This is a genomic window from Aquimarina gracilis (genome assembly GCF_035285365.1).
GTDB classification, from domain to species: Bacteria; Bacteroidota; Bacteroidia; order Flavobacteriales; family Flavobacteriaceae; genus Aquimarina; species Aquimarina gracilis.
In genome coordinates, this window is the sequence record NZ_JAYKLX010000007.1 from 404,493 (window position 1) to 423,952 (window position 19,460).

Annotated in this window: 13 protein-coding genes; 11 read left to right on the top strand and 2 right to left on the bottom strand. The window is 37.0% G+C overall.

All coding sequences use genetic code 11. From position 1 onward, the window contains the following. The first annotated feature begins 1 nt into the window (after window position 1). From U6A24_RS16635 to U6A24_RS16685, 11 genes are all read left to right on the top strand, one after another. A complete protein-coding gene (locus U6A24_RS16635; protein WP_324181120.1) occupies window positions 2-2,101 on the top strand; it encodes a fibronectin type III domain-containing protein in 2,100 nt (699 codons plus the stop codon). Window positions 2,102-2,104: 3 nt separating this feature from the next. Further along, window positions 2,105-7,270, top strand: a complete 5,166-nt coding sequence (locus U6A24_RS16640) for a T9SS type A sorting domain-containing protein (RefSeq protein WP_324181121.1) — start codon at window positions 2,105-2,107, stop codon at window positions 7,268-7,270. Between the two features lie 469 nt (window positions 7,271-7,739). Further along, complete coding sequence (locus U6A24_RS16645; RefSeq protein ID WP_324181122.1) at window positions 7,740-8,099, top strand: endonuclease domain-containing protein; 360 nt, start codon at window positions 7,740-7,742, stop codon at window positions 8,097-8,099. Window positions 8,100-8,577: 478 nt separating this feature from the next. Continuing rightward, on the top strand, window positions 8,578-9,933 hold the full coding sequence (locus U6A24_RS16650) for a PKD domain-containing protein (RefSeq protein WP_324181123.1): 1,356 nt from the start codon (window positions 8,578-8,580) through the stop codon (window positions 9,931-9,933). 19 nt (window positions 9,934-9,952) lie between these two features. Beyond that, window positions 9,953-11,443: a hypothetical protein gene (locus U6A24_RS16655; protein ID WP_324181124.1), complete on the top strand. Its 1,491-nt coding sequence runs from the start codon at window positions 9,953-9,955 to the stop codon at window positions 11,441-11,443. A gap of 160 nt (window positions 11,444-11,603) precedes the next feature. Next, complete coding sequence (locus U6A24_RS16660; protein ID WP_324181125.1) at window positions 11,604-12,038, top strand: lipocalin-like domain-containing protein; 435 nt, start codon at window positions 11,604-11,606, stop codon at window positions 12,036-12,038. Between the two features lie 92 nt (window positions 12,039-12,130). Further along, the gene (locus U6A24_RS16665; RefSeq protein WP_324181126.1) at window positions 12,131-15,208 is read left to right on the top strand and encodes a fibronectin type III domain-containing protein; all 3,078 of its coding nucleotides are present in this window, start codon (window positions 12,131-12,133) and stop codon (window positions 15,206-15,208) included. After that, entirely contained in the window at window positions 15,196-15,636 is a 441-nt protein-coding gene (locus U6A24_RS16670) for a hypothetical protein (RefSeq protein ID WP_324181127.1), read from the top strand. Before U6A24_RS16665 ends, U6A24_RS16670 begins: the two co-directional genes overlap by 13 nt. A 357-nt stretch (window positions 15,637-15,993) precedes the next feature. Then, window positions 15,994-16,266, top strand: coding sequence for a hypothetical protein (locus U6A24_RS16675; protein ID WP_324181128.1), 273 nt, complete (start codon window positions 15,994-15,996; stop codon window positions 16,264-16,266). A gap of 266 nt (window positions 16,267-16,532) precedes the next feature. Next, window positions 16,533-17,426, top strand: coding sequence for a hypothetical protein (locus tag U6A24_RS16680; protein ID WP_324181129.1), 894 nt, complete (start codon window positions 16,533-16,535; stop codon window positions 17,424-17,426). 2 nt (window positions 17,427-17,428) lie between these two features. Beyond that, window positions 17,429-18,175, top strand: coding sequence for a hypothetical protein (locus tag U6A24_RS16685; RefSeq protein WP_324181130.1), 747 nt, complete (start codon window positions 17,429-17,431; stop codon window positions 18,173-18,175). Between the two features lie 33 nt (window positions 18,176-18,208). Here the strand turns inward: U6A24_RS16685 and U6A24_RS16690 are convergent, their stop codons facing one another. Together U6A24_RS16690 and U6A24_RS16695 are read right to left on the bottom strand one after the other, a co-directional pair. Then, window positions 18,209-18,544: a hypothetical protein gene (locus U6A24_RS16690; RefSeq protein ID WP_324181131.1), complete on the bottom strand. Its 336-nt coding sequence runs from the start codon at window positions 18,542-18,544 to the stop codon at window positions 18,209-18,211. After that, entirely contained in the window at window positions 18,541-18,876 is a 336-nt protein-coding gene (locus U6A24_RS16695; protein ID WP_324181132.1) for a helix-turn-helix domain-containing protein, read from the bottom strand. The genes U6A24_RS16690 and U6A24_RS16695 overlap by 4 nt, the downstream gene beginning before the upstream one ends. Between the last annotated feature and the right edge of the window lie 584 nt (window positions 18,877-19,460).

A 19,460-nucleotide genomic window follows, 5' to 3' on the forward strand; every position in this document is an offset into this window, starting at 1 on the left:
CATGAACATAAGAAAATTACATAACGTGTTACATGGTATTGGATGGATCTTTTTGATCCTTGGGATTTCCATGAGTCTGAACGCACAGGAAACTACACAGATCAAGGATAAGATTAAGGTAATCTCAAGAGTTACCGATAACAAAGTGTTATTGCGTTGGGCAGCAACGACTCCTTCAGCCTGGATGAAGGCAAACCGATATGGATATCATATAGAACGATATACGGTTAAAAGAAATGGTGTTTTATTAAACCCGCCAGAGAAAAAAATGCTTACAACCAATGCATTACTTCCAGAACCTTTAGAGGCCTGGGAACAAGCCATTCAACAGGATGACTATGCAGCTATTTTGGCTCAAGCCTTATATGGTGAGGAATTTAGTGTGGAGCAAATGCAGGAAGGATTGGCGCAAATCATCAATAAAGCCAGAGAAGCAGAACAACGCTTTTCTTTTGCGCTATTTGCTGCAGATATGAGTTTTAGCGCTTCCAAAAAGGCAGCTTTGGGATTTGAAGATGTAAGTACAGTATCAGGAGAAGAATATCTGTATCGAGTGGTTCCCCAGGTAACTGAAAAAATATTAAAAATTGAACCAGGATTTATTAGTGTGACAATAGCCGAACCTGGGCCGTTACCTGCACCTATAGATGTGTATGCTGTGGGTGATGATAAGACAATTTTATTAACCTGGGAGTATGAACTCTTTAAAACGGTTTTTACATCTTACTATGTGGAGCGATCAGAAAATGGAACTGATTTTAAGCGATTAGGTGATACCCCACTGGTAAATCTGAATGATCGACCTGGCACTCCTGCAAAACGAATGTTCTATGCCGATACCTTGTCTCAAAATGATAAAAAATACTATTACCGGGTGAAAGGAATTTCTCCTTTTGGAGAGCTTAGTCCTGCTTCTGAGATAGTATCCGCTACCGGTATTAAAAAACTGGAAGCTGTTCCCCATATTAATAGTTATCAGTTTGATAACAATGGAGATGTTACTTTGAAATGGGAATTCAAAAAAGAAGCGGAAGATAAAATTACAGGCTTTGAGTTGGAGCGATCCGATAGCGATGGTGGTTCATATAACACTATACAATCGGGACTACTTCCCAGTAGTAGATTGGTAAAAGTAACAAACCCTGAAGCTTCCAATTATTACAGGATTGCAGCAATAGGCAAAAATAATGAGCGAAATACTTCTTTTCCAGCTTTTGTACAAACGGTAGATTCCATTCCTCCAATGGCTCCAGCTGGTATCACTGGAGTTATAGATAGTTTAGGGGTAGTACAATTACAATGGAAAGCCAATAGTGAAAAGGACATGCTTGGTTATAGAGTTTTCCGTAGCAATATTGAGAAAGAAGAATGGGTACAAATCACCACAGCACCAGTAAGGACCACTTCATTCATCGATACCGTACAAGTGAAATCGTTAAACAGCAAAGTGTATTACAGCATAGTGGCAGTAGATGAGCGTTTTAATATGTCAGCGTATTCAGAAAAACTGGCATTGTCTATACCGGATGTAGTGCCTCCTTCTTCTCCAATGTTTTCAAAGTATAAAGTAGAGAAAGAAGGTATTCGATTACATTGGATAAATAGTAGTAGTGATGATGTTGCTATCCACCAACTCTATAGAATGGATATACGGGAAGCTGAGAAAGGATGGTTATTGATCTTTCAAACCGATACCGTATCCAGTTACTTGGACAACAAAGTGGCAGGCAGTATAAAATATCGATATGCCATTTTTGCAGAGGACGAGAGTGGATTGCAATCTGCACCCTCAACCCCCATATCGATTAGTAACCAGGATAAAGTAAATACAACAATTGTGAAAAGGTTTGATGCTGTTGTTGATCGCATAAACGAAAAAATAGAGATTAGTTGGAAGAAATTACCACCTACCGTTAGTGAGCTATTGATTTATAAACCTAAAAAGGGAGAACTCCCAGTATTGTGGAAACAAATACCTGGTATTGTGAATACACTAGAAGATACATCAGTGTCACCAAACAATGTATATATCTATCAGATTAAAGTAATCACTAAAACAGGAGAGCATAGTAAGTTGGAAACAAAAGAAGTAGCATATTAAGATATGGAGAAATATATAAAGTATATCATCTTTTTAATTGTCTTGAGTGGATATGCTCAAGGATCCAAAATAGAAATATCCAATCTAGAGTTTTTTATTGATGGGGATGAGGACATTTGTAATAATAGTATTTCAATAAGTGTTCGTTATACTAATGGGCATTCTGAAAGAATTTTTTTTAATGACAGAGGAAAGCCGATTGATATTTTAGGCACTATAGTTTATGGCTGGGTTGATGGCACCTACAATTACCCTAATCAATCAGATACGGAGCGCAATCGAGTGATACAGTCTATTGAGGTAGATGTAACCAGTGTTGAGAAAACGGGCTCTAGTTGTCAAAATGGAACTGTTTTAGTGATGGATGAGTCTATTCCTATTGGTTATGACCCATGCGCGAGTGGTAATTTCTATAAGAATCAAAGAAATGATGGAGATTTTGAACTCCGTCACATACTTAGTTTTTCCTGGCGTGTAGCTCCAACACCTGTAGTAAATCGGGTTGGCGCGAATATTGCTGGTTTTGATGATGAGTTTAAAGCTACTGGAAATGGAAATTTTTCTAACACTGTGTACCAATGGGAGTATCAGTTAACCAGGAAAAATGGAACCCCATCCGCTAATGGTTGGCGATCTATACCTGGGGAATTACCCAATAGGGAACTTTCGGTAATTCCGAGCTCTTTTCTTCAGCAGAGCGATATTGGAAAAGATATTCATGTGCGAATAAAATCGTGTAATTATGCAGAACCTTCAAATTTTGTGACCTATGAAATCAAAAAATCCGCCCCTAAAGTGATCAGGGTGGATCCTGTTCCGGTAAGTTGTTATGATGATAGTACAGATGGTGCTGTGCGATTTACGTTTGATAGGCCTTTGGACTCTTTTGAAAACTTTAACATTGCGGTTACTGATTTATCTATAAAGGATAAGATTGTAGATGGTGTGCAAACCTACGAAACTGTGGAGTCTATCGAGAATGTTACAGAATTCGATGATAACAATAGTTTAGTTATTAGTGGGTTACGGCATAGTACCCCAGATGGCTTTGGAATAAGCATTATATCGGGTCATGGAAATACCGGAGATATTTATTTTTCTGATGGTGCCAATCATGCGGTTCGATTTGATGTCGGAAGGCCTGGTGCCGTGAAAATTGATGCTGTGACAGGGATAAATGTCAATTGTAATAGTGGAGATAGTAGTACAGGAGATGGAAAGATAGTCATTCGCGCTAGTGGTGGAAACAATGGTACGTTTCAATACAGTTATAATAAAAATGGAGGATCCTATACTACCTGGAGAAATTTTACGAATGGAGCCATGCATGAGATTACGGGATTGGGTACAGGAAATTATCAGGTAAGAGTTCAGAAAAAGATTACCAGAAACGGGGTTAATACTTTCTGTATGGCCCATAGGTTTAATAGCAACAACAACCCTACGCCTCAGGAAGATATAAGATCGGTAACTATTCGAGAACCTGTGGCCCCTTTACAAGTAGAATATATTACAGAAAATATTAAAAAACCTACAGCACATAATTTTACCAATGGTCAGATCAAGGTGCGTATTTTTGGAGGTACTCCTTTTAATAATGGTACCTATAGGTATACCTGGATCAAACAAGGGAGTAGTACTCCACTTACAACCATTGATGAAACTATAAAAACGGATTCATCCAATAAAAAAGAGTTTTTTATAACCTTACGCGATATTGGAGCGGGTACTTATTTTTTAACGGTCACCGACAAAAATTATAGTACTACCTTAGCTGCCTATAGAACGGGTTGCTTTGTAAATAATAGTAGTAGAACCTTGCAAAACCCAGACCCGTTAGAATTACGCATTGATATCACAAAACCGATTACTTGTAATGCGACCAATACCACCATAGGAAAAGATCAAGATGGAGAGTTGACAGCCGTTGCGGCTGGAGGGGTTCCATTACAACCTAATCAAAACAGAGGGTTACCGTACTATTACACCTGGAAAAAGAAAAATGAGCTGGGCGTATGGAAAATCTATAAAAGTAGAACTGAAGGAAATCCTACCATTAGTGTTTTGTCAGAAGGAGAATATGCAGTAAATATTGAAGATGCTAATGGCATCGTTGTAGGGAACTACGTCAATAATAGTCTGGTAACCACAACTGATGTAACCAGAAATTTTGAAGCACCACCCTCCATTACTATCAATGCAGATAAACAAGATGTCTTTTGTTATGGAGGAAATGACGGAGCTATTCGTACCACTATTTCCGGAGGGAATGGGGAATATGAAATACAGTGGCTAGATGATCCAGATCATGATAGCCCTAACAGAGATCAGTTATCTGAAGGAGACTATACTATTGTAGTAGAAGATAAAAACGGATGCCGAGCAAGAAGAACAATCATCATAGAACAGCCTTCAGCACCACTTCAACTAACATACCCTTCTCGATACAATCAACCTACAGGTTTTGGCTTAACCAATGGGTGGATTGAAGCGCGTATCAAAGGTGGAACCCCCAATATGGATGGTTCATACAACTATATGTGGACCGATCAGGACGGCGGCAACCGGAATGCTAATGTGGAGACTTCCATTGATACAGATACCAATGAATTTGTAGTGCGTCTGCAAGATGTAGGTAAGGGTGAGTATACACTTGTGATTACCGACGCTAATCACATTCCAGCAACAAACAAAACGGGATGTACCCTTGAGGATAGTTTTCAATTAGACGAACCCGATCCATTAGAAGTTACTATAGTTGAAGATACTCCGATCTCTTGTAATCAATTAAATGAATTTGGCAATCCATCTAGTGATGGAATACTCATTGCCCATGCCAAAGGAGGCATACGATTTAATCCGGGATTACCTTATGTATATACCTGGAAGAAAAAAGCAGCTGATAGCACCTGGCAAGTACTGACCTCACAAAGCGATAGCATTGCGACCAATCTTGATGATGGTACCTATGCCGTAAATATTGAAGATGCCAATGGCATTGTACTGGGAGAATATGAGAACAATGTATTAGTACAGGCAATAGATAGTACACGTGTGCTTACCGAGCCCGTATTATTAGAAGTATCGCTTGAAAAACAAGATGTATATTGCTATGAAGGTAGTGATGGATGGGCAGAAGCCACCATTTCAGGAGGAAATCCTCCCTACACAATACTTTGGAACACTGGGGAAGAAACTTCAAAAATAGAAGGATTAGTCAAAGGTAGGTATGAGGTGTTGATTACCGATGATCGTGGTTGTGAAGCGGTTGGTAGTATTGATATCGAACAGCCTGAAATACCCTTGGATATACAATCCACCGCCTTTAGTAGACCCTCATCTATAGGGGCTAATGATGCATGGGTTGAAGCCGAAGTTAGTGGTGGTACTCCTTTTGATAATAGCACATACACCTATCAATGGGAAAATCAACAAGGAGAATCCCTAAACTCGCAAACGATTACCGAAATACTTCCTAATGGTCATTTTAAGATTCGTTTACATACCATAACCGCAGGAAACTATTTCCTAACTATTCAGGATAAAAATTATGAGATCGCTACAACAAAAGACGGTTGTACTTTTATAGAGAGTTCTTATACCATTTATGAGCCTCTGGAAGCGATCATAGAAGAATATACGCCCATTTCCTGTAATCAGGAAAATGAGTTTTTAGATCCACATAGCGACGGTGCTATTGTAGGTTATGTTAGAGGCGGAGTGCCTTTCTCAAGTGGTTTACCCTATCGATATACATGGAAAAAACAAAATGATGTAGGTATTTGGGAAGTATTACCCACTCAAACCGATAGTATTGCCACTAATCTTGGTGCAGGGGTGTATGCTTTGAATGCCACAGACAGTATGGGTAATATGATGGGCATCTATGAAAGTGAAGTCTTGATTAGAGCTACAGACACTACATATACTTTTATCGAGCCTGAACTATTGCAGGTATCTTTGCAATCTACATCAATTTCTTGTGATGCAGGAAACGATGGCACAGCGACAGTTTCTATTACCGGGGGTACTGCGCCTTATCATATTGAATGGTCAACGGGGGAAACTACGGCAACTGCTACTGACTTAATTTCGGGAACCTATATAGCTTATGTTACTGATAGCCGTGGGTGTCAGGCATCTGGACGTGTTTTTGTGGAACAACCAGGAGGTATTGTTGTTACGGTTAATACCCAAAAAGATCCGACGTGTTTTGATGGAAACGACGGAGAAATAGCATTAACCGTAACCGGAGGAACTCCACCTTTTATGTATCAGTGGGATACAGGAGAGACGAGTATCAGCCTTTCAAATCTATCGGCTGGAGTATATACCTTATCGATCACTGATGATGAAGGTTGTAAAGCATTTGAGCAAATTGAGCTAAAGAACCCTGAGCAAATTACGTTAGATCTTGGTGACAATAGAACTATTTGTACAGATCAAAGCTTGATCATAGATATTACCATTGACGATGCTAATGCTACCTATAGTTGGGCATCTGATAATGGGTTTAGGAGTTCAAACCCAGTAGTAGAGTTAAATACCGCCGGAATCTATACCGCAACCATTACAAATGCTCTAGGCTGTGTACATTCAGATACAGTACATGTAACGACTTCTGATGCAGAAATCGATGCAGAATTTGTAATTGCTACGCAAGGAAATGCCAAGCAAGAGGTGGTACTGGTAAATGTGAGCTATCCCAAAGGAGATACTTCAATCTGGACAGTTCCCGAAGGTTTAGAAGTAGTGAATACAAATGATGATCAACTGGTATTGACCTTTGCAAAAGCCGGTACCTATGAATTTGGATTACGTTCCTATATAGGTGATTGTTATGCAGATTTTTCTAAGACCATTTTAATTGAAGAAGCAATTGATAGTCCGGATATTGAAGAGGGGCAAAATAGTTTTATTTCAGAATTACTGGTATATCCGAATCCAAATAGCGGAACCTTTAAGGTAAAGGTATCATTGGAAGAAGAGGCCAAAATACAGGTGAATATCATTAATCTATTGACATCTGAGGCAGTTTATACCAAAGAAGCCAATAATGCTAGTGAATACCTGATTGATTATACTATTGGGAATTTGCCTTCAGGGATTTATTTGTTAGCGGTAGAAACTGCCCGCGGAAAGGCACTTAGAAAATTAGTAATTCAGTAAAAAACATTCATCCCCAGCCCTTCCTTCAAAGGAAGGGTGCTAAAAAGCCCCTCTTCGAAGAGGGATTTAGGGAGATGTGAATAGAAAAACTTGGTGTTCATATTCTAAGATTTTCGAGTATCGAAATTCAAAACAGTATTGCAACAGTAATTAAAAAGATAAAAAAAGACATTGAAGAGTATAAATAAGAAAACATCCATCCCCAACCCTTCCTTCAAAGGAAGGGAGTATACAAAGTCCCTCTTCGAAGAGGGGTTTAGGGAGATGTGAATAGATAAGCTTGGTGTTCATTTTCTTAGGTTTTCTAATGAGGAAGTCCAAAATAGTATTGCAACAGTAATTAAAAAGATAAAAAAAGACATTGAAGAGTATAAATAAGAAAAACATCCATCCCCGACCCTTCCTTCAAAGGAAGGGAGCTATAAGTCCCTCTTAGAAGAGGGATTTAGGGAGATGTTAATGCAGAAAAATGAAAAGAATTATACCATATACCAAAGAAGCTAGAAAGCATGCTAAGGCTTTGAGGTTGAACATGACTCTAAGCGAAAAATTGTTATGGGAAGTAATCAGAAAAAAACAATTAGGAGTTGAATTTAACAGGCAGTTTCCAATTTTGAATTATATAGTCGATTTCTATGCAAAAGAAATTGGTTTGGCTATTGAACTTGATGGATCTTCACATGATAATATGGTATTAGAAGACGGTATTAGACAAGGGGAAATAGAAAAACTAGGGGTTCATTTTTTAAGATTTTCGAATAACGAAATTCAAAACAATGTTAAAGATGTAATTAAAGAGATAAAAAAGGATATTGAAGAACATAAATAAGAAAAACATCCATCCCCGACCCTTCCTTCAAAGGAAGGGAGTATACAAAGTCCCTCTTCGAAGAGGGATTTAGGGAGATGTGAATAGAAAAACTTGGTGTTCATATTCTAAGATTTTCGAGTAGCGAAATTCAAAACAGTATTGCAACAGTAATTAAAAAGATAAAAAAAGACATTGAAGAGTATAAATAAGAAAAACATCCACCCCCGACCCTTCCTTCAAAGGAAGGGAGTTTACAAAGTCCCTCTTCGAAGAGGGATTTAGGGAGATGTGAATAGAAAAACCTGGTGTTCATTTTCTTAGGTTTTCTAATGAGGAAGTCCAAAATAGTATTGCAACAGTAATTAAAAAGATAAAAAAAGATATTGAAGAGTATAAATAAGAAAAAAAACATCCATCCCCAACCCTTCCTTCAAAGGAAGGGAGTATACAAAGTCCCTCTTCGAAGAGGGATTTAGGGAGATGTTATAAAACCAAAGTGAAAAACATAGTAGAAATCATATCAATATTCGTTTGCATTTTGCTTGTAATCTCTTGCACCCGGGAAGAAGCACTCCAGGTTACGGTAGATTTCTCTATTGATGTATTCAATGATGACTTTTCAATTCCCGTAGATGTAGTGATTTTTAACAGAACCAAAGGAGCCGAAACTTTTGAATGGAGTTTTGAAGGAGGAACACCAGCGACTTCGAGCGTCAAGAACCCTGGGATTATACGCTATGAACAAAAGGGGAATTATACGATACGTCTATTTGCTACTAATGCCGACGGTTCAGAAGACAGTAAGGAAATAAACATCCAGATTGATGATCCTGTAGCAATTAACTTTACGGCCAATGCGATCACCGATAATTTTCCTCCTGCGCAAGTACGAATAGAAAACAATACTACTGGAGGAAACAGCTTTAAATGGACCTTTGAAGGAGGAGTACCCGCAGCATCTGACGCAAAAGACCCAGGAATAGTAACCTTTGCAGACCCTGGTGACCATAAAATTACCCTGGAAGCTTCTAACGGATTAGAGACAGAAACGCTGGAGCAAACTATTACTGTTGCTCCCAATCTAATTGTAGATTTTGATGTTGAAGTAGCCTTTGAAGATGATGATTTTCAAATTCCGGCAAACGTAATCATACAGAATACTTCGGTAAGTGCCACATCATACCAGTGGTTGTTCTCTGGTGCAACAATAACAAACGCTACCGAAGAAAACCCTGAAGTTACCTTTAACCAGTCTGGTAGACAAACCATAACCCTAACCGCTACCAATGGAAAAGAAACAAAATCCACGTTTAAAGAGATAACCCTTTTTGAAAATACCAATTTACGAACGTTTGAGAACATGAAACTAGGGATTAACTCTTCGCATACCGCCAATATAACCGGAGCATTTTTCTCGATCAATAATAGACAAGTATATACCTCGCAGCAAACAACCCCTGAAGTTGCACCCGATATCGATCTTGTATTTTTTGCACTCAATTCAAGTTTTATACAAAATAGATTTGTATCGCCAGATAGGTTAGATATAACAACCTTTCCTGCACTCTCGGGAGCACCTCATACCAAAGTGATCAATACACTTGAAGATTGTAATTGTAGTGCTTCCTTATCGGTTGCACAGTTTGATGGTATGCAAGATGATACTTTGTTATCAGGGTTAACCATTGAAGAAACACCAGAAGGTCTACAGCCATTTGATGATAGTATAATACCCAGAATTGTATTATTTCAAACTCAGGATGGACGAAAAGGAGCTATAAAAATAAAAGAATATATAAATGATCAGAATGATGCTTATATCCTGGTCGATATCAAAACCCAAAAAGAATAAATACGTAAATAAATTAAATATGGTGAATACAAAAATTTTAAACCGATTATGCATTGCAGTTTTTACTGTGTTTTTATTGTCTTGTTCCGAAGATGATAGCCTTTCGTTTGATGAAAATGCAGATTTTTCTATTTCGCATACAGACGCAACACAAGCTGGTGTTAGGTTGAATTATGACTTTTCAGGAAGTAATGCAATTGCATTTGGACTTAGAAAAAAAGGAGAAGAAAAATTTAATGTCGTCGATCGTTTTGGAAGTATTTCTAATATCATCAAAGATCTTGAGCCTGCACAAAGCTATGAGCTTACTATTTTGGTAGAAGGAACCAGCGAACTATTCTATAAAATTGAAGAGTTTGCAACACTTCCATTTGATTTCTTAGAAAATGAGAATTCATTAACCTTTACTGATTATACATATTCAGAAGTTGGTTTTGAACACATTTTCGAAGCTGAAATATTTACAGGAAGAGAATTACCTTCTTCTGATAAATTTAAATTGTTTTTAACAGAAATAGGAGACGATACCAATAGAATACCACTTCCATTTGAATTTGTACAAAATAAGTTACAATTTCAAATTCCTCAAAGAGAAGAAAATGACCCAAAGCAGAATGAAATACTTTCATATACATTAAATTATGAAATAGTTGATGGTGGAACTGTAGGAGCTATACCATATGCTGAACAACAAGCTATGGTTTTTAGGGTACATCCTAATATTCCTTATTTTTTGAGTTTGGAAGAAAGCAGAACTTGGTATGAAGTAGATGGATATAGGTGTGGTGATAAGTCTTATGTACTGGTTTTTAAAGGCAATATATTTGGAAATACCACAACAGATGCAAATTTTGGTGTTGAAGAGGTTACGCTAAAACTCACCAATACTTCAAACAGTAAGGAAATACTACTTACAGAAGGAGATCTTTTAGAAACCTGCAACACATTTACACGTTTAATTAGTAATAATTCCAACGCTCTAAATTCTTTACATTGGCCAAATAGAGAGGTTAAGTTACGTTTTGATAGAGATATTGATTTAGGAATCATAGAAGGTGACTACACGATACAATGTATTGCCAAAGTAAATAACGAAGTTATTGAAGGGATACCGTTCCCATTTACTTTAGAAGATAATAGGTCTATAAGTGGATATACAAAGCAACTTCGTGAGTTATTTGTGGATGGAATAGATAAAACTGATGATCTTCTCGATCCTTGTGATTTAAAAGAGACCATCAAGTTTAAGGAAGATGGAACACTGGAGAATACTAGTTACGTACCAAATGATACTATGGAATGTGTTGTAGCAGAAATAAAAAATGGTACCTGGGCAGAAGAACCTGCTGAAGGAGATTTAAAGAAATATACGCTTAACATTGAAGCTGGTTTAACTCAAGGAGATAAACAGGTTACAGCATACTTAGGAAGTCATCTCACCCTTTATTTTGAAGAAGAAAAAACCGATGATCAAGGTCAAACAGAAGTATACAGATATATTTTTAGATAGATAAATTAAAATATCAATACCAAATAAAATCACTCTAAATTTTAATTGATCTTATGTAATAAAACAACAAAGAAAATTTTTAACAATAGTGATGAATTTTATAAAATTTCGGTAACACGTTCATCACGCTTTAATCTATTTTTTAATCTTAATTTTTAACATGAAAAAAACAATTTTAACATTCGTAGCAACCGTTTTTTTAACAACCGCATTTAGCTGTAGTAGTGATGATAATGACGCGCCTGTTGATCCTATAATCGGTAAATGGAATCAGGAAAGTTTTACTATTGATGGCGTAGAACAAACATTAACGGATTGCGATAGAGAGTTTTTTTACAGATTTAATGCTGAAGGGTTCGAAATATTTGTTAGTGAATTCTTTAATGGTCAATGTAGGAAAGATAATGATATGGGTACATGGGAGAGAGATGCAGAAAATCCTCTTAAGTATTCAGGTGTAATTTTATCGGACCCAGATGATCCAATTGCTTTTGAACTTAATCAAGAAGGTACAGTACTGTCTGAGATTAGTATCAGGAACTTTAATGGAACAGGAAGATTAGAAACCCTAATTTTTATCTATACAAAAGAGTAATTTTTTAATCCGGGCAAATACAACCTGCTATTTGCCTGGATACTATTGGTTTTGTGAAAAACTAAAGGGAATAACAAGTAATACAAACAGCAATGTTGAGAAATAGCACCTTTATAAAAACATATATTTCTGCAGTTCTGATACTAATCAGTTGGTTGGCCTCGGTGTCATCACTACATGCTCAACTGTTTCCTGTACAGGTAAATCTACAGATGATTCCGCCGTACAGCCTGAAAATTTCTGAATACGGAACGGCACAATCAGAGCGTCTTGTGGTCAATTTGTTATCTATAGACGTTACCGATGTTAGTAGAAGAGTAGCTCTAAAGGTCTATATCGAAAATAACGAGGGATTTTCTGTACAAAGTAATGATGTGGTAGTGGGTGCCAATCCTATTGTTTTGGATGGTGGCATTCCCGTTCGATTAACCAATATAGATCTGCGAGCTTATTTCTCATTGCAAAACCTGCGTGGGATTTCCCCCCAACAATACAACAGAACCCTGTCTGAGGGATTGTATCGTTTTTGTTTTGAAGTGTATGATGAGCGTACCGGGCAGCAATTATCAAGAAAGAGTTGTGCCACAGCCTACCTGGTGTTAAATGATCCTCCATTTTTAAACCTCCCCAACCGGGGAGAGCTCATTGCTCAAAAAGAACTACAAAATATTATATTTCAATGGACCCCCAGGCATCTTAATGCCACCAACGTACAGTATGAATTTACCTTGGCAGAACTTTGGGACACTCACATAAACCCACAAGCGGCATTTTTGGCAAGCAGACCTTTGTATCAAACCACAACATTTTCGAATACATTATTGTATGGTCCTGCAGAACCATCATTGTTGCCGGACAAAAATTATGCGTGGCGTGTTCGGGCCATCATTACCGATGGGATCAGTGAAACCTCGGTGTTTAGAAACAACGGATATAGTGAGATTTATCATTTTATCTATACTGGAGTTTGTGATGCTCCAGGGTATCTATTGGCAGAAGCCATAAACCCAACGACCCAAAAAATACTATGGCAGGGAGCGCCTCATAAACAATATAAGCTACAATACCGTAAGAAAAACTTCACCTCCCCTAATGGAAGAGGCCGGGAGGGGGCTGTTTGGTTTGAAAAAAATGCATTTACCGAGCAAAAAACCATCTACAACCTGGAGCCAGGGACTACCTATGAATATCGGGTTGGTGGTATGTGTAAAGAGAATACCGGGTATACCTATTCTCAAATCAACGAGTTTACCACTACTATAGCCGCTAGTGATGCCACTACCTATACTTGCGGGATTACCCCCGAAATCGTAATTACCAATCAGGACCCTTTGCAGATATTGGTCATTAATGATGTATTTACCGCAGGAGATTTTCCGGTGACGGTTAAGGAGGTAGACCTTTCGAGTTCTATGCAAGATGGCATCTATAATGGTTGGGGATATATCGTAGTCCCCTATTTACAAGATACCCGAATCAAAGTAGTGTTTAACGGTATAAAAATCAATAGTGATTATCAATTGATCGAGGGTATTGTGGTTACCGATTATGATCAGAATTGGGGAGGGGTTGATGATGTGAGTGATGAGTTGGAAGCATTGCTGAGTTTAGGGGATGGGATCAAAGAATTGATACAAAGTATTGGCAACCTCTTGCAGAACTATACGGGTTCAGATAAAGAAAAAGAAACCCTCAGGGAACAAAGCGAAGCACTGGCCGATTACGGGGATGACCTAGCCTCTAACCCGTATGTTCCACAGGAACTTAAAGAAGAGCTGGCCGTAGCAGAAGCCACCTACCAGGAAGAGATCGACAAAACCCTTACCGCCAGCAGTGAAGATACCGGTCCTATAGACACCACAAAAGAACAAAGGGCTTTAAAAGAAGTAGAACAAAAGATTGAAGCTGCCGAGGATGCGGGTTTTACTGCAGAGGCTTATGCCAGTTTGGGTAGTGATCCTTCATTTAAGGGTACTTTTGAGCAACTTAAAAAAATAGTAGATTATCTTAAGGAAACCGCAGCACACTGTAAAGAAAAAGGCTGGAAAAGTTATCAAGACGAGGGCATAGTACCAGCATGTATCTGGGAAAATGCAAATATTCCGCAGCCTTTATATTATAGCAAAGCAGACCTTCCCTACATGTCAGGATTGGTTGATGGGCTCTATCAAGAAGGAGAAGGCCTGGTGTTACTTCCTCAGTTTTTATATCAAGCAGGCTCAGGACTTAAAGACTTTATCTATGCCTATACAATTGCCTATTTAGAGTGTACTCCGTCAAAAATCGCAGCTAATGAGAAACGTATCGGGGAACTGCTTAAAAAACTGGAAGGGGATACTGGTGATGGGATCTGGGATTGGGTTACCAGAAAGTACAGTGAAAGCGAACTCAGCATCGCACAGTACCAGGAGAAGTCCTGCGAGGAAGCTAAAAAACTGAGGGAAGAGGTCGATCAATTAGCAGCGTATCTCTCAGAGTGGGAAAATATCGAGAAGCTGTACACCTCTATAGAGGAGAAGTTGAAAGCATACTTTAGCAATATCCAGAAACAGAATAACATTGGTAGATACCAGGAAGGTAAAATAACTGTAGTAGTTGGATCATTATTTGTAAGCGCAGGGGGATTAGTAGTTACCAAAATAGGAAGGGTAAAAAAAATATTACAAACCTTAAAAACGTTCACCACAGAGCAATGGGATAAAGTATTTAAAAAGCTTGATGAGAAGTTAGGTCGAGGATTATCAGGGATTACAAAATTCGATGACTGGATTAAAACTTTGAAAACAAAAATAAACCCGAGACGAGATTTTCCTGATGGAAAATTTGAAAAGAAAGTTACTGGAGACGATATGCAATATGAAGCTACTGGCAATGGAGAAAAAATATGGGCTGATGGAATTGATGTAAACAAAAAAGCATTGGTAGACGCTAAGCATAATCCGGGGGATTTTTACACACTTGATAGTTACAATAAAAAACCTTTTTTATATGGAGATTTAGATGATGAATTTAGAAGATACTCAAAAATCATCTCTGACAAATCAAATCCTGCTACAGAGCTAATTATTTATATAAGTAAAGACAATCCAAATAGCAAACTGCTTTTTGAATATCTTGCAAAGAAATATGACGTGCCAACAAAAGTTGAATTAGTAACATGGAAACCTTAATTATGGATACTACTATTTATGTATTTAATGAAAATGGATTTATAAAAAGTTCAGAATTGGAAAAATTTTGCTCAATTTTTTTTTCTAAAACTACTTTTAGATTTAATCAATTCGATAAAACAGATATTGATATCGACAGTACAATCTTTAAAAAATTTAGTTCGCAAGATTTAGAATTTACAATATATGATTATGGTTATGTTATGAGGATAGATGGAAGTATAAAAAAATCAATGATTTTACTAGAAGAAATAGACAATATTATTGATAATGATGTGGAATATCATATTAGTCCTACTCAGAGAATTCAAAATTCCATTGAAAATAAATATCCTAGAGGAGCAGATCGACAAAAGCTAGCACAGTTTCTCGATATTCGATTTAATAATAATGATTATTCCAATTCATTATTAGATGGATTGATTTAACTGGATGTGACAGGATATCCCCCCGCTAGCGCCAGAATGTTTCTGGTGCCAGTAAGAGTAAGAAGAAGTAGAGATGAGTATAAGCAAGGTTTTTATAAAAATTAATAATACGATTAAAAGCACATGGGATACGAGACAGTCTCGCACCAGCGGGTGAGATTAAACCTACGGATTATGATAAGAGATTTTATACTCACGAAATTAGAGAGTATGAAAGATATAAAAACTTAGGTGTAGATGATGGTGTAGATCCAGGTTATGATTTATGGAATGATGCTCATTCTGCCACATTAGAAGATTATTTGATAAATGAAAGGATAGATAATTTATATCACCCTAGCGTAGAATAACATAGCTATGAAACTGAACAAATATGAGTTTGCTCTTTTAAATATTATAAATGAATATAATAATGGTAATGGTATTGGTACACCTACATTAGATAGATTATTTTACAATAAGGTAGAAGAGATATCTGATTTAAAGAACGTTTATGATGTTAGGTGGATACCGCTAATTGAAAATCTAACCAAATTATGTTTAGTTGAAAGATCTCCAAGTGGTAAAGGAACTATAATTACATCTAAAGGCAAAAGTGTTTTGTTAAATTTTAGGAATACGCCTGTCTAGTTTTGTGACCTTTGATAGATACATCAATAAGGTAGAAGACCTTTTCTTTGATATCTTCGGGTAGTTTTTGTACTTCAAGAATACGCTTTAACGTATTATTATCAAGTTCTTGGTCAGAGTTGCCAACTAAATAGCTAAAGAGACTCCCAATATTTTAGCAAGTTTACCAGGAAGGTAAAATTACTATAGCTGTAGGATCCTTATTTGTTAGTGCAGGGGGATTAGTTGTTACCAAAATAGGAAGGGTTAAAAAAATCCTTCAAAAAATGACTACTTTTACAAAAAGTCAATGGGATGAGTTCTTTGAGAAGGTCGGAAAGCGATTGAATGGGAATGAAGATCTTAGTAACGTAGGAAGTGATTTATTTTCAAGCCTTAAAAACAAGCTTGGAAACAAACTGGACGATGTTCAATGGCAGAAGTTTAAAGCAGATTTTGGAGATAATGCGGATTTGCTTAAAGAGTTTGATGATAGTCCTGACTTGGTCAACACGTGGCGTATACTTTTCAATTTAGGAGATGATGTTGTTCCACAGGCATTACGAAAAGACCCGAATTTCCTAAGCAAGTTTGATGATGTAACCAAAAACAATAATCTCGGATTAGACACAGATGGTGTTGGTGACCTGTTAAGTTCTCCTAAATTAAAAGGACAAGCTTGGGAAAGCCCTGATGCTGTTTTAGATGCTGTAAAACGTGGGTCGGATGCCAATATTGATGGTTTAAGTATTAGTCATAAGAAATTCCCAATACCATCTGAGGGTAATGAATCCTTTGTTCTAAAAAATGCTAAACAGTACCAAAAAGAAGCTAGTGGAGATGCAGCTTTAAGCTTTGATAAAAATGGAACTAGTTGGGATAATATAGATGCAAATGGCAAACTAGTAGATCGAAAATATGGGCATGGAGCAAGTATGTTCAAACAAGTAGATGATGGTTTTGGCGGAAAAATAATAGAGGTAACAAACAAAAGTAGAGCTGATGCTTCGATAGCACAAGCTGAACGTCAAGTAAGTGCAGCAGGAGGAAAACCTATCAAATGGGAAATCTCTACAGAATTGGGAGCAAAAGGTTTAAGAGATTTATTTGATAATTCCCCTAATAGTTTAATACAAGCAATAGAAGTAGTTCATGTACCACAGGTAACAATTATTCCATAAATATGGCAAAGAGTATATTTTCAGTTAGTTCAAGTTTTGAAAGCAATCATAAAAGCATACTTCAAGTATCTGTATTTCTTGTAAGAATTATAAAGCAATTATCATTAATAGATGATAGTTTTAATAGCCCTATTCATTGTAAAGAAGGATTCAAAGACGAGCAGTTAGATATTAATAAACCTGAAATAGTAGAGCAGCTTTCTCAATTAATATTAGAGACTAATAAATCAGATATTAAACAACATGAGAAAGAGGAAAACCCTACTACCGATTTTTCCAGAGATTTTGGTTTTCACATATTGTTTAATTTTAAATTAGGCAATAAAGAAGTGTTTTCTATTACCTCTGTCGTAGGCGCTACTAAATATGAATATATTAAAGTAGAGTACTTTAATAGGGATTTTGAACATTCACAGAACTGGTATGAATCAGTTTTAAAATGTTTAGTCAATGAAACGAACTCTCGTTACGCATCTATTAATATTATCTTATCTACATTCAATGATTTAAAACGCCCATTAAACATTAAACAGCCCTTTGGCTGGTTCACCTATTTTTCGAATGATAACGAAATACAAATCCCTGATGATTTAGAAGGGGTTGAATATGAGCATACAGAGGAAGGTAAGTATGTTATTCTGACAAGAGATGATTTTACAGTTAGCAAAGAAGCTTATGAGGTACAGCGAGATAGACTGTTAGCAATCATGAAAGAAGTAAAGGAAAGAGTACCTGAGTACTCATTATGATATTTAGAAAGCCTGATCGAGAGATTGGGCTTTTTAATTGACAGGTGTAGCAGATACTAACTTAGCATTGCCTTTAGAGTTGTGCTTTACCTCAATATTGTAAAGGGCTTCTATGGGTGAATCTCTAAAATCAGTATCGCCTAATACATATTCTCTGGTAGTTCTGTCTCGGTAGACTGTGAGTAGCATCTTTTCGCCAGAATCGGCTTTGGTGAAATAACAGCTTATGCCAGTGACTTTATCCGCCCATATTTTGAAATCCAAAGTTGCCTGATAAGAACCTTCTGGAATATCAGCAGCACGAAATGAATATTCTTTTGGTGTATGTTCAGCTTCTAAAGCTTGATTCCAAGAAATAGGATTACTCATATCGCTTTAAGCTTGACATTATTAATCATCGCATCAAGAGCATAAAGAATACAGGCTTTATCTTGTTCAGGAAACTTAGCAATGTCATTAAGTCTTTTAAGCATAGAAGGGTCTTTAAGCAACTCCCGATCTTCTGACTCACCAAGCAAATAACCTACGGTAGTATCCAAAGCTTCAGCCAATTTTTTAACCACATCAATAGTTGGTTTTACTTCATCACGCTCATACTTACCTACAATAGAATGATGAGACTTGATTTGTCTTGCCAGTTCAGCTTGAGAGAAAGTTTTAGCCTCTCTTCCTTCTTTTAGTTTTTTACCGAAAGTGTCCATGATCTACGCATTTATGGTACTAAAAAGCTTTTAACTCTTTGTTTAATCAAAAATACGGACAATAAATGAGTTATAGAAACCATAAATGTTTTGGTAATTGAAACCCGCTAGCGCGGATTTGTAATCCGTGCAACTAATGGTATGATGAATAATTAAAATAAGACACGATATTTTTTGAAAATAGAAATAAAATAAGAGTTGAGAAAATGATTAGATAGCGTATAGGTTTTTTGAAAAAAATAAAATGATAAAGAAGCAATACGTGGGATACGAGCGAGATGCTCGCACCAGCGGGTTTTTTTAAAACATCCTCCTCAATCCTCCTGCAAAGCAGGAGGCAGAAGCTACAAATACAACGCTACTTCTCCACCTTATAAAAAGCTCATAGACGACTATTCATAGTTCGGTGATATGCCTTATATCAATAAAAAGTTAAAAATTCACTTTTTTCTTCCCAGTATCGAAAAATGAAACTCGCAGCACCTATCATTGGATAATTTTTAAGGAAAAACAAGCTTGAAACTCCGGCAGCTTATTATCCCATCAGAATGTGTTGCCGGAAAACCCGGCACAACTTTCCGAGT